Consider the following 12,467-nt stretch of genomic DNA (forward strand, 5'->3'; position numbering starts at 1 on the left):
TCGGTGACACGGGCGCCCTCATTGCATCAGTGCGAAGAGGGTGACACTGAATCTCGTAGATTTCGGCGCGTATGTCAACTACTCTGCCGAATTTCGGCCCAGATGTTTCCTGTTCGAAACATTTCGGTCCAACACTGGTGGCATGATGGCACTCATGGAGAACACCTCGCACGCAGCGCAGGCCCCGGTCCTCGAAGTGCGGTCGCTGGCCGTGACTCTGACGGGCACGAACACGCCCCATCGCGTCGTCGATGGGATCGACATCACCGTGCACCGGGGGGAGGTGTTCGCGCTTCTCGGCGAATCCGGCTCGGGAAAGTCCATGACGGCCCGTGCCGTGATGGGGCTGATCGATCAGGGGCACGTCGAAGCGGACGTCCTCCGGCTCAACGACGAGGACCTGCTCACGCTGTCCCCCGAACAGCATCGCCGGCTGCGGGGGGTGCAGGTGAGCCTCGTCATGCAGGATGCGCTCTCCGCACTGAATCCCGTCTTGAGCATCGGGGATCAGATCTGCGATCTCATCCGCGCCCATCGCGACGTGACCCGACGCGAGGCGACGACAAGGGCCGTCGAGCTGCTCGGACTGGTCGGAATCCCCGACCCGGCGACGCGCGTGGATCACTATCCGCATCAGTTCTCCGGTGGTCAGCGACAGCGCATCCTGATCGCCATGGCGATCGCACTCGAGCCCGACCTGATCATCGCCGACGAGCCGACCACGGCACTCGACGTCACGGTCCAGGCTCAGATCCTCGACTTGCTGCTTTCCCTTCGCACACGGCTCGGCATGGGTCTTCTGCTCATCACTCACGACCTTGGCGTCGTGATGGAGGTAGCGGACCGCGTCGCCGTCATGCGCTCGGGACGGATCGCGGAGTCCGGGTCCGCAGACGAAGTCCTCACGAACCCTCAGCATGCCTACACGCGCCAGCTCCTCGGCTCGATGCCCCAGCCGGTATCCGCCGCCCAGGAGCTCGAGGATCCGGAGCGCGCCATCCTGCGCGCGACCGGCCTGCGTCGCACCTTCCGCGGCGCGCACGGACATTCGGTCACGGCGGTCGCGGGTGTCGACCTCAGCCTCCGCCGCGGCGAGATCCTCGCCATCGTCGGAGAATCGGGCAGCGGCAAGTCCACGCTGGCTCGCATGCTCGTCGGCCTGGACACGCCGGACGAGGGCACGCTGGAGTATCGCGATCAGGATGTCACACGTGGTCGGCTGAGCGATCGCCGTGTCCTGCGACGCGGTGTCCAGATGGTCTTCCAGGATCCGTACATGTCGCTCAATCCGCGGATGACGGTCCAGCAGCTCGTCGCCGAGCCGCTGGACGCCACGCGAACCGGTACACCGGCCTCACGACGGGCGCGGGTCGCCGAACTGCTGGACCTCGTCGGGCTGGAGCCCGACATGGCATCGCGATTTCCCCATCAGTTCTCGGGCGGGCAGCGACAGCGCATCGGGATCGCCAGGGCGCTCGCGCTCGACCCCGACGTTCTCGTGTGCGACGAGCCCGTGTCGGCACTCGACGTGTCCATCCGCGCCCAGATCATCGATCTGCTCTGCGACCTGCGCGAGCGGCTCGGGATGTCCATCGTCTTCATCGCGCACGATCTGTCGCTCGTGCGGCATATCGCCGATCGCGTCGCCGTGATGTACCTCGGGGAGATGGTCGAGATCGGACCGACGGAGCAGGTCTACCGGCATCCGGTCCACGTCTACACGCGCTCGCTGCTCTCGGCGATCCCCCCTCAGACGCGTGCCGAGCGAGGAATGCTCGAGCGGCGAACCCGGCTCACGGCCTGACCAGCCTTGTGCGCATCGTCAGCGGTGACGCGTGCGCACAAGACCGTCGCTCATCTCTCCCTCAGCTGCTCCGCGATCTCGGCATCCACGGTTCTGATCGTCGCCGTATCGATGTCCGGAAGCGCCGCCTCGAAGCGCGCTTGACGACGCTTGAGCCACAGGCCCAGCGCGATCAGCACGATCATGACCGAGTAGATGACGATCGATCCGGGGCTCTGCACGAGGTAGAGCGGGTCGCCCTGGCTGATGGCCATCGCCTTGCGCAGCTGCTCCTCCGCCATCGGGCCGAGGATGGCGCCGACAACCATCGGCGACACCGGGTATCCGTGCCGACGCATGAAGAACCCGATCACGCCGAGCAGCAGCAGCACGCCGATGTCGAAGACCGTGAAGTTGGCGGCGTACGCTCCGAGCCCCGCGAACACCAGGATGCCGGCGTACAGGTACGGCCGCGGGATCCGCAGCAGCTTCGCCCACATCCCCACCAGCGGCAGGTTCAGGATGATCAGCACGACGTTGCCGATGTACAAGCTCGCGATCAGCGCCCACACGAGCGCCGGCTGGCTTTCGAACAGCAACGGCCCAGGGCGGATGCCGTAGGTCTGGAATGCCGAGATGATGATCGCCGCGGTCGCCGTCGTCGGAAGTCCCAGCGTCAGCAGGGGCACCAGCACGCCGGCTGCCGCAGCGTTGTTCGCCGCCTCAGGACCGGCCACGCCCTCGATCGCGCCCTTGCCGAACTGCTGGCGGTACGGATTCTTCGCGAGCCGCTTCTCGGTCGCGTACGACAGGAAGGTGGCGACGTCCGCACCGCCTGCGGGGATCGAGCCGATCGGGAATCCGATCGCGGTGCCGCGCAGCCACGGCTTCCACGACCGCTTCCAATCGGACTTCGACATCCAGGTCCGCCAGCTCCCCGAGACGGGGATGATCGGCAGGGTTCCGTGACGCAGCCGCGACCCGACGTAGAGCGCCTCACCGACCGCGAACAACCCGACCGCGATGATGACGACATCGATGCCGTCGCCGAGGTTCGGGATGCCGAAGGTGAACCGCGCCTGGCCGGTCAGCGTGTCGGTGCCGACGAGCCCGAGGAACAGTCCGATCGACAGCGACACGATGCCGCGGACGGGGCTGGATCCGAGCAGCGCACCCACGGTGAGGAACGCCACGATCATGAGCGCGAAGTAGTCCGCCGGGCCCAGCGTGACCGCGAAGTCGGCGATGAACGGCGCGAACAGCGTGAGCAGCGCCGTGGCGATCGTGCCCGCCACGAACGATCCGATCGCCGCGGTGGCCAGCGCAGCGGTCGCCCGCCCCATCCTGGCCATCTTGTTGCCCTCCATCGCGGTGACGATGGAGGCCGACTCCCCCGGTGTGTTCAGCAGGATCGAGGTCGTCGATCCGCCGTACATGCCGCCGTAGTAGATGCCGGCGAACATGATGATCGCGCTCGTGACGTCCAACGTGTAGGTCAGCGGCAGCAGCAGCGCCACCGTCATCGCCGGGCCGATACCGGGGAGTACCCCGATCGCGGTTCCCAGCAGCACGCCGATGAACGCGAACAGCAGGTATTGGGGCTGCAGCGCGGTCGCGAAGCCCTCCATGAGCAGCTGCCAGCTATCCACCGAGCACCCCTGGGAGGACAGTGCCGAACGGCGGCAACGACAGTCCGAGGAGCGTTCCGAACAGCAGCTGCGTCAGGATGCCGAGGGCTGCGCCGATGATCAGGGCCATCCACCAGCGAGCGGCACCGAGTGCGAGGGCGGCGCCGGTGAACAGCACGACCACCGCAGCGGGCCAGCCCAGCAGCGGGATCACGAGCATCAGCGAGGCGAACGACACGACGAGCATGAGCACCGTCTTCCACGACGTGCGGGCTTCGGTGTCGATGTCCTCCGCTTCGTCGGGCTGACCGACGTCGCCACGCAGCACCGCGATGATCGCGCCGAGCGATGCGAGCAGCATCAGCCCGGTCACCGCGTACGGAACCACGCGCGCACCCAGGATGTTCGACGACCCCATCGGCTCGCGGATGAACCCGGTCATCACCAGTGCCACCGCGGAGAACACCGCGATCACCCCGAGGAAGACCAGTTCACCGACTCTACGGGAACCGGGGGCGCCGACCGATGCCAGCGCCCCCGTCGTGAGGGGCTCGGTCATTCGATCAGCCCGATGGTCTTGAGCGTCTCCTGGGTGGTGGTGATGTCCTCCTCGAGGAAGGACGAGAACTCCTCACCCACCAGGAAGGCGTCCGTCCAGCCGTTCGTCTCCAGCACCTCGGCCCAGGCATCCCCGTCGTGCGTCGCCGTGACCAACTCCTCCAGCGCCGCCTTCTCCTCATCGGAGATGTCTCCCGGTGCGATCAGTCCGCGCCAGTTCGTGACGACGATGTCGATCCCCTCGTCGGTGAGCGTCGGCACATCCGGCAGGAGCGCCGCCGGCTCGTCGGACGACACCGCGAGCGCCTTGAGCTCGCCGGCCTCGACCTGCTGCGCGAACTCGCCGACGCCGGAGATCCCGGCCTGCACCTGGCCGCCCAGCAGCAGGGTGAGCGCCTCACCGCCACCCGAGTTCGCGATGTAGTTCAGGGTGGTCGGCACGTCTGCGGCATCGACTCCGGCTTCCGTGAGCAGCTGGCCGGCCAGGATGTGGTCGATTCCGCCGGCCGAGCCGCCGGTGACGGCCATGTCAGCCCCTTCGTCGACCCAGGCATCGACGAAGTCCTCGATCGTCTCGTACGGGCTGTCCTTGGGCACCACGACGACCAGCGGCTCCTCGGTGAGCTTCGCGATCGGCGTGGTGTCCTCGATGCGCACGTCGGAGGCGTTGGTCTCGACGGCTCCGACCATGACGCTGCCGGTGACCATCAGCGTGTTCGGATCCGTCTCGGTCGCGAGCGACGCGAGTCCCACCGTGCCGCCTGCACCGCCGATGTTGCTGACGGGCGCGGATGAGACGAGCTTGTCGGCGGTCAGCGACTGCGCGAACGCGCGCGCGGTCTGGTCCCAGCCGCCGCCTGGGTCGGCCGGAGCGATCACGGCGACGCTGTCGATCGTGACCTCGCCGCCGCCTGCTCCGTCGCCACCGCCGGACGGAGTCTCGCCGGAGCACGCGGCGAGCGTGAGAGCCGCCGCACCGACGGCGGCTCCCCACACGAGTCGGGTGCGGATGCGGGTGCGGGTGTGCTGTGTCATGAACTCCTCCTCGAGTCCTCAGCCCGGCGACAGCGCCGGGTGCGTATCCGGCCAACCTAGATCCGCACGGATGCCGTGCACGGGTTGTGTTCGTAACGAGAGGTTGTGGTCTTTTTGGTCGTGCGGACGGACGGCGCGCGCACGCCTAGCATGGGGACTGTGGTGAAGGCGATGACGCTCCGCACGCAGCTCGTGCTGCTGCAGGTGGTCATCGTGCTCGCGATCGTCCTGACGGTCGGGCTCGCGGCGATGCTCATGCAAGAGAAGCAGATCCGTGAGGCATCGCAGGAGCGGATGATCGCCGTGGCGCAATCGGTCGCGCAGCTCCCGACCGTCGTCGAGGCGTACGACGACGCGGACCCCGCAGCCGTCATCCAGCCGATCGCCGAGCTGATCAGGGACTCGTCGAACGTGGCGTACGTGGTCGTGACGGATGACGACGGCATCCGCTTCTCGCACCCGAATCCGGACCGCATAGGTGAGCAGGTCTCGACGGACCCGAGCATCCCGCTCTCCGGTGAGATGTACACCGGCACCCAGACCGGCACGCTCGGCGAATCCTGGCGCGTGAAGGTCCCCGTGTTCGACGAGGACGGCACCGTCATGGGGCAGGTCTCGGTCGGAATCCTGGAATCCGACCTGCGCGCCGACTTCATGGGCGACATCACCGGGTTCCTTCTCGCGCTCGGCGGCGCAACGGTGGTCGGCGTCGTCGCCGCGACCGGAGTCGCCCGCATCGTGCGTCGCCGTATCTTCGGTCTCGAGCCGGAGGAGATCCGCGGACTCCTCGAAACGCGGGAGGCCACGCTGCACGGCATCCGGGAGGGCATGCTCGCGCTGGACGAGGACGGCCGGGTCTCGCTGTGCAACGACTCCGCGGCACGTCTGCTCGGCCTGGCGTCGCCGGCCGAGGCGACGGGTCGCGCGGCATCCGATCTCCTGGACGACCTGACGCTCGTGATCGCCGAAGCGGATGCCGATGACGACCCCGCTCAGCGTCTGGTGCTCTCCGGTGAGCGCGTGCTGCTGGCACGCGCGGCATCCGTGCGGGTCAAGGGCCGTCGCGTGGGAACGGTGGTCACGCTGATGGACCGGACCGAGCTCGACCACGCCCTCCGCGAGCTGGCCGGCGCGCAGAGCCTGGCGGAGGGCCTGCGCGCCCAGCAGCACGAATTCTCCAACACCCTGCACACGATCGGCGGACTCATCGAGCTCGGCGAGGTCGACGCGGCGCGCAGGGTCGTGGAGCGAGCCGGCGACGGCGGGGCGCTCAATCGCCTGGACGCCCCCGCCGGCGTGCAGGACATCGAGCTCGCCGCGATCCTGCTCGCCAAGCGCGCCCGCGCCCGCGAGCTCGGCGTGGTGCTGACCGTCACGGACGACTCGCGGCTGCCGGCGGACAGCGGCGGCGACGACCTCAGCACGGTGGTCGGGAACCTTCTGGACAATGCTCTGGATGCTGCGGGGCAGGGCGGCCATGTCAGCATCGCACTCGCTCAGGACGACGTCCACGATGTCCACGTCGTCGTCGAGGACGACGGCCCCGGCGTTCCTCTCGACCGACGCGGTGACGTGTTCCGGCTCGGCTTCTCCACGAAACCCGACGACCGTCAACGCGGATACGGTCTGACCATCGTCGCCCGCATCGTCGAGCGGCGCGGCGGATCCATCGAGCTCGGCCCGTCGCCCGCAGGTGGTGCGCGCTTCACCGTGCGACTCCCGGCAGTGCAGCACGCGGGGACGCCCCGATGACGCGGCTGCGGACCCTGATCGTCGAGGACGATTTCGCCGTCGCGCACGTGACGCGCGGGTTCGTCGAACGGCATCCGCGCTTCGAGGTCGTCGGGGTCGCACCGACCGGCGCCGACGCCCTGCGCGCCGTGCATGAATTGGAACCGCAGGTGATGCTGCTGGATGTCTACCTGCCCGACATGTCCGGCATCGAAGTGCTCCGCCGTGCCCGCGCGGCCGGCGCGCACGTCGAGGTGATCGCGGTCACGGCCGCCCGCGACCTGGAGACGGTCCGGCGCGCCAGAGCGCACGGCGTGCACCACTACGTGGTGAAGCCGTTTCCGATGCAGACGCTGCACGAGCGCCTGGACGACATCTGGCGCGTGATCGCTCGGGATGCCGAGCTCACCGGCACGGCCGAACTCGACCAGGTCACCGTCGATGCGCTCATGCGTCACGATGCCCTTGCGATCGCCGCCCAGCGCAAGGGAGTCTCCCCCGCCACGCTGCAGCGCGTCGCCGCGGCGCTGGAGGCGCAGGAGGCCCCGATGTCGGCGACCGAGATCGCCGATGCCCTCGGCATGTCGAGGGTCAGCGCGCGACGTTACCTCGAACGACTCGTCGATTCGGGCCTCGCGGACAGCGCGCCGACCTACGGCAGCGTCGGCCGCCCCGAACTGCGTTATCGCTCGCTCGCGTGAGGGTGCTGGTCGCGTCCCGCGCGACGGACGTGCGCTGCCTTCCGCTCCTCTTCACGATCTCGACGCACCGCAGCGGCGATCGCCGTGGTGTCGCGCAGTTCCACCTGCACCTGCCGCTCGGCCGCAATCCCCGCGCGCAGCTGACGCACGCGCTCCAGTTCCACGTCGATCTCGATGCCGAGAAGCAGCGCCATGTTCGCGATCCAGAGCCACAGCAGGAAGACGAGTGTGCTCGCGAACGGGCCGTAGAGGCGCTCGTAGTCCGCGATCACCGTGACATAGAAGCCGAACCCCGCCGAGACGATGCCGAAGACGACCAGCGCGCCCGTCGCCCCGAGGCTCATCCAACGGAAGCTCCGCGGCGCGACGTTGGGGGCGAAGCAGTACAGGATCGCGATGAGGAGGATCATGACGATCACCAGAGCCGGCCAGCGCACGACGGACCAGACGAACAACCAGACTTCTCCCACGCCCCACAGCTGACCGATGCCGCGCGACACGCGCTCGCCCGTGACCGCGACGAGCACGGCGATCGCGACCAGCACGATCAGCACGACGGTGAGCAGCAGGTGCATGGGCTTCGACTTCCAGAACGGCCGCCCCTCCTCGACGCCGTATATGCGGTTCGCCGTGCGGCTGAACGATGTGATGTACCGGCCCGCCGACCAGATCGTGACCACGATGGACGCCACCAGCACCCATCCCGTCGCCGCACCCTCCGCGAGCTCCGTCAGTTGACCTCGCAGCGCGGCGCCGGTGCCCTCTGGGAGCACGGCATCCGCCATCCGTGTCGCATTCTCCAACCGCGAGCCGTCGCGGCTGAGGATCCCGATCAGCGAGATCAGGGCGATCGACGCTGGTGCCATCGCGAGTACCGCGTAGAACGTCAACCCCGCCGCGGCATCCGGACACCAGTCGGTGCCGAACTTGCGCACCGCTCGCCGGAACGCGAGGGCCCACGCGTCCCGGCCGAGATGCCACGGCCGCGGGGATGCCGATCGCTCATGACCATCATCGGGGGACATCATCGCTCCTTCCCGACCGCGCATGCAGGAGCACGACGACCCGCCTGAGATGCGTCGCCACCAGGACACCGGGGCCGAGGATGCTGCGTGCCGACTCCTGCCCTGCCTCGAGAGCGTCCACCAGCAGCCGCACCGCCTGCGCCGCCGCCTCCCGCGCCCGATGCGCGTGCGGGTCGTCCACCCCGTTGACCGCGATCGCACCCGCCGTCGCCTGGCACGCGCGCGCGATCGCCGGTATCAGCTCTCGATCGAGAGGGAAGGCCGCCGGCCGTTCGTGCACGACGTCCTCCAGCGCATCGGAGACGTCCCGTACCCGCACCGCGATCGACTCGAGGGTCTCCAGTCGCTCGTGCGCGGCCTCGGTGCCGTGGCGTCCGCCCACCGCTCGGGGGTTGCCTCTGCGGCTCCGGTCCGCTTCTGCGAGGGCCGCCCTGACGTCGCGCGCGGTGGTCTCGAGGGCGTCCGCGCCCCTGGTCCACTCGGTGCGCTCCGGAGGCCAGGATGCTGCGAGAGCGTCGCCGATGCCCGCGAGGTGATCGGCGAGTTCCCGCTGATACTCCTTCACGCGTGCCTCCGCCGTGGCCGAGAACGGCCCGGGGGCGAGCAGAAGGTTGACAGCGAGCCCGACCACGAGTCCGACGGCCATCTGCGCCAGATAGCTCAGGGAATACGCGTCGGCGTCGTGTCCTCCGATGATGAGCACGAAGACGGCGGCGACGGCGATGTACTCCCTCCCGGCGCCGAACCATCCGGTCCCGGACAGCAGCACGCCGATGCCCGCCACGAGCGCCAGCGTCCATACGGTCGGGCCGAACGTGAAGACGACCAGGAGCGCCAGAACGATGCCGGCGGCCAGGCCGGCCACGGTCTGCACGCTCGACTTCACCGAATCCATCAGCGTCGGATGCATGCTGATCAGCGCGCCGAGCGGTGCGTAGTACGGGTGGTCGTCGACGAAGCCCGGGAGAAGGTGCGCGATGATCCACGCCATACCGACGGCCAGGGCGGTCTTCGCGGCGAACAGCAGCCGGGGCGGCGCCACGGCTGCACGGATCGAAGGCATCAGGGAGGACGGCACAGCCGTCATCCTGCCCGGCATCATGGACGCACACAGGAGGGTTGACAGGTGCCGAGAGGCACCGCAGATGCCGTCGGGCCGATCAGACGCCCGGGCGGACCGTCACGTCTGTGATGTCGGCGTCCCGCGGCAGATCGAGCGCGGTGAGGATCGTCGTCGCGACGGATTCAGGATCGATGAACCGCTCTGGTGCGTAGTCCGTCCCCTCCTGCTGGTGCACGCGTGCCTGCATGGGCGTCGCCGTGCGGCCGGGGTACACCGATGTCACGCGGATGCCGTGCTCGGCCTCTTCCGCGCGCAGCGCGTCCGCCAATGCCTTCAGCCCGTGCTTGGATGCCGCATACGCCGACCAGCCGGCATGCGCGTGCAGACCGGCGCCGGAGTTGACGAACACGACCTGGCCGCGGGACACCCGCAGCACTGGCAGCATCAGCCGGGTCAGTTCGGCCGGAGCCACGAGGTTGACGGCGAGCTGCTGCTCCCACAGCGTCGCCGGCAGGTCGGCGACCGGACCGAGATCGACGACACCCGCGACATGCACGAGAGCGTCGATCCGGTCGGGAAGCCGCTGCTTGGACAACGCCCACGACAACCGCCCAGGCTGGGACAGGTCGCCGACGAGCGTCGATGCACCAGGCAGCGCAGCGGCGATCTCGCGGGCCCGTCCGACATCGCGGGCGAGCAGGATGACGTCGTCGCCGCGCTCCAGCAGCCGACGCGCGAGCACCGCTCCGATTCCGGAGCCGGCGCCCGTGATGAGGTGGACGGCCATGTCAGGCGCGGTCGGCGGGCTCTGCCAGCTCGATCGGAACGACGGGGCAGTCCTTCCAGAGACGCTCGAGACCGTAGTACACGCGCTCCTCGGCGTGGAACACGTGCACGATCAGGTCGCCGAAGTCCATCAGGACCCAGCGGGACTCGGCACGGCCCTCGCGGCGGACGCGCTTGTGCCCGGCCTCGATGAGCTTGTCCTCGATCTCGTCGGCGATCGCGGCGACGTTGCGTTCGCTGTTTCCCGTGACGAGAAGGAAGATGTCCACGAGCGGCAGCGGCTCGGAGACGTTGAGCGCGAGGAGATCCTCGCCGCCCTTGGAAGCCGCCGCGTTGGCGGCGATCTGGAGCATCTGCTCCGCGGTTTCAGGTGATTGCATCACAGCACATTCGTGGTGAAGGCGATGATCAGCGCGGCCGCCAGCGCGAGAGCGAGACCGCCGGCGGTGATCGCGAGGATCAGCATCAGCTTGTTGCCCTTCTCGGGAGCTGGTGGGCGGATGACCTCGCCGGCGGGCTTGATGGTGCTGACCGCGGAGCTCGCCGCGATCGGCGTCGGTGAGGATGCCGGCGGCAACTCACCGTCGATGAGGACGGCGTCGACGTCCTTGCCGTCGGTCGTCCCCTTCGCGTGTCCCCGAGAGCCGAGGCCCTCCGGGAGGTCGTAGGATCCGGTGATCAGGACTTCGCCGGTCGAGGCGACCGGTCCGGAGAGCGACCCCTCCCCCGGCGGCGGGTTGAAGATGAGGGCGCTGGGCGCGGCGTGCTGCGAACCTGTGGAGTCGCTGACCGCGATGAGCTCGTCGAACGACGGCGTGAACGGCGTCGTCGTCTTCTCCTCGGAGAGGACGCTCTGCCCGAAGGTCGGGTTGACGGTCGGACGCTCGTCCTGCTCGTCGTCCGCATCGTCGTCGACGTGCTCGGTCGCGTCGGCATCGACGCCGAGGTCCACGAGTTCCGCTTCCGTGTCCGCGCTCGCGTCCTCGTCAGGGGTCTCACCCTTGACGTCGTCGGCGTCGGCGTCGGCCGAAGCCTCAACCGCGTCGGCGTCGACCGCGGACTCACTGGACTGCTCGACCTCGACGTCGGCCGCGTCCTCGTCGTCGGAGTCGGTCTCCTGCGCCGGCGCGGATGCCGAAACAGGGGCGAACACGGGAACAGCGGAGACGATCGCGTGCTCGTCCGAGGCGTCCTCGGACTCGGTCCGGCGCGCTTCGGCTTCTTCTGCGGCATCCGATTCCGCAGCCGTCTGCGCCGCCGCCGCTTCTTCTGCGCCGATCACCGGTACCGAAGCCGTGCGGATCCGTTCCTGGTCACGCGCCTGACGTCGTGTCAGCGGCAGCGCACCGAGGTCGACCGCTTCATCGGCGACCGGAGCCGGCGGCACCTCGGCCGGCTCGGCGGCGCGCGGCAGCGGAGGCTGAGGCGTCGGGGCGGGTGCGGAGGCCGCCGCCGCCTCTTCCGCTGTGATCACCGGTGTCGCGCCAGTCAGGCGGATCTCCCGCAGCTGCTTGCGCGTCAGCGGTTCCTTCCCTTCGCTGTCCGATGTGCTCATGCCTTGCTCCGATACAGGTGATGCTTCGCGATGTACTGAACGACTCCGTCGGGGACGAGATACCACACCGGTTCACCCTCGTGGACGCGCTGGCGGCAATCCGTTGAGGAGATCGACAGTGCCGGAACCTCCAACTGGCTGACATCGTCGCTCGGGAGGCCATCGGTGCTCAGAACGTGTCCTGGACGTGAGACCGCGACGAAGTGGGCCAGATCCCACAACTCATCATGGTCCCTCCAGCTGAGAATCTGCGCTACGGCATCCGCGCCGCTGATGAAGAACAGTTGCGCATTCGGCCGCTGCGTCTTCAGATCGCGCAACGTGTCGATGGTGTAGGTGTCGCCTTCACGGTCGATATCGACGCGACTGACGGTGAATCGGGGATTGGATGCCGTGGCGATCACCGTCATCAGATAGCGGTGCTCGCTGGGGGTCACCGTCCGCTTCTGCCACGGTCGGCCCGTCGGCACGAAGACGACCTCGTCGAGATCGAACTCGTGCGCGACCTCGCTGGCCGCAACGAGGTGACCGTGATGGATCGGATCGAACGTTCCGCCCATCACCCCGATACGCGGCGCCCGCGAGTTCGTGTGCTCCATCCG

At 68.5% G+C, this 12,467-nt stretch carries 12 protein-coding genes; 3 read left to right on the forward strand and 9 right to left on the reverse strand.

Annotated features, from left to right (window positions below):
• The first annotated feature begins 40 nt into the window (after window positions 1-40).
• Window positions 41-1,804 (forward strand): dipeptide ABC transporter ATP-binding protein, encoded by a 1,764-nt coding sequence (locus ACI7YT_RS10755; protein WP_406245525.1) that lies wholly within the window; start codon window positions 41-43, stop codon window positions 1,802-1,804.
• Window positions 1,805-1,854: 50 nt separating this feature from the next.
• Here the strand turns inward: ACI7YT_RS10755 and ACI7YT_RS10760 are convergent, their stop codons facing one another.
• From ACI7YT_RS10760 to ACI7YT_RS10770, 3 genes are read right to left on the reverse strand one after another with little or no spacing between them, the layout of a single operon-like run.
• Window positions 1,855-3,432, reverse strand: coding sequence for a tripartite tricarboxylate transporter permease (locus ACI7YT_RS10760; RefSeq protein ID WP_406245526.1), 1,578 nt, complete (start codon window positions 3,430-3,432; stop codon window positions 1,855-1,857).
• On the reverse strand, window positions 3,425-3,970 hold the full coding sequence (locus ACI7YT_RS10765) for a tripartite tricarboxylate transporter TctB family protein (protein WP_406245527.1): 546 nt from the start codon (window positions 3,968-3,970) through the stop codon (window positions 3,425-3,427). Before ACI7YT_RS10765 ends, ACI7YT_RS10760 begins: the two co-directional genes overlap by 8 nt.
• Window positions 3,967-5,004, reverse strand: a complete 1,038-nt coding sequence (locus ACI7YT_RS10770) for a Bug family tripartite tricarboxylate transporter substrate binding protein (protein ID WP_406245528.1) — start codon at window positions 5,002-5,004, stop codon at window positions 3,967-3,969. The genes ACI7YT_RS10765 and ACI7YT_RS10770 overlap by 4 nt, the downstream gene beginning before the upstream one ends.
• 150 nt (window positions 5,005-5,154) lie before the next feature.
• Between ACI7YT_RS10770 and ACI7YT_RS10775 the strand changes: the two genes are divergently transcribed.
• Window positions 5,155-6,756 carry an ATP-binding protein gene (locus ACI7YT_RS10775; protein ID WP_406245529.1) on the forward strand — a complete coding sequence of 534 codons (1,602 nt, stop codon included), beginning with the start codon at window positions 5,155-5,157 and terminating at the stop codon, window positions 6,754-6,756.
• The gene (locus ACI7YT_RS10780; protein WP_406245530.1) at window positions 6,753-7,436 is read left to right on the forward strand and encodes a response regulator; all 684 of its coding nucleotides are present in this window, start codon (window positions 6,753-6,755) and stop codon (window positions 7,434-7,436) included. The genes ACI7YT_RS10775 and ACI7YT_RS10780 overlap by 4 nt, the downstream gene beginning before the upstream one ends.
• On the opposite strand, the gene ACI7YT_RS10785 is transcribed toward ACI7YT_RS10780, so the two are convergent.
• The 6 genes from ACI7YT_RS10785 to nadD form a co-directional block, all read right to left on the reverse strand.
• On the reverse strand, window positions 7,418-8,461 hold the full coding sequence (locus tag ACI7YT_RS10785; protein ID WP_406245531.1) for a YihY/virulence factor BrkB family protein: 1,044 nt from the start codon (window positions 8,459-8,461) through the stop codon (window positions 7,418-7,420). The genes ACI7YT_RS10780 and ACI7YT_RS10785 overlap by 19 nt on opposite strands.
• Window positions 8,448-9,548, reverse strand: a complete 1,101-nt coding sequence (locus ACI7YT_RS10790; protein ID WP_406245532.1) for an FUSC family protein — start codon at window positions 9,546-9,548, stop codon at window positions 8,448-8,450. The genes ACI7YT_RS10785 and ACI7YT_RS10790 overlap by 14 nt, the downstream gene beginning before the upstream one ends.
• Before the next feature lie 73 nt (window positions 9,549-9,621).
• On the reverse strand, window positions 9,622-10,311 hold the full coding sequence (locus tag ACI7YT_RS10795; protein WP_406245533.1) for an SDR family oxidoreductase: 690 nt from the start codon (window positions 10,309-10,311) through the stop codon (window positions 9,622-9,624).
• A 1-nt stretch (window position 10,312) separates the two neighbouring features.
• Window positions 10,313-10,690: a ribosome silencing factor gene (gene rsfS / locus ACI7YT_RS10800; RefSeq protein ID WP_406245534.1), complete on the reverse strand. Its 378-nt coding sequence runs from the start codon at window positions 10,688-10,690 to the stop codon at window positions 10,313-10,315.
• A complete protein-coding gene (locus ACI7YT_RS10805; protein WP_406245535.1) occupies window positions 10,690-11,865 on the reverse strand; it encodes a hypothetical protein in 1,176 nt (391 codons plus the stop codon). Before ACI7YT_RS10805 ends, rsfS begins: the two co-directional genes overlap by 1 nt.
• A complete protein-coding gene (nadD, locus tag ACI7YT_RS10810) occupies window positions 11,862-12,464 on the reverse strand; it encodes a nicotinate-nucleotide adenylyltransferase (protein ID WP_406245536.1) in 603 nt (200 codons plus the stop codon). The genes ACI7YT_RS10805 and nadD overlap by 4 nt, the downstream gene beginning before the upstream one ends.
• Window positions 12,465-12,467: the final 3 nt, after the last annotated feature.

It is taken from the genome of Microbacterium sp. M (assembly GCF_045181065.1).
GTDB lineage: Bacteria > Actinomycetota > Actinomycetes > Actinomycetales > Microbacteriaceae > Microbacterium.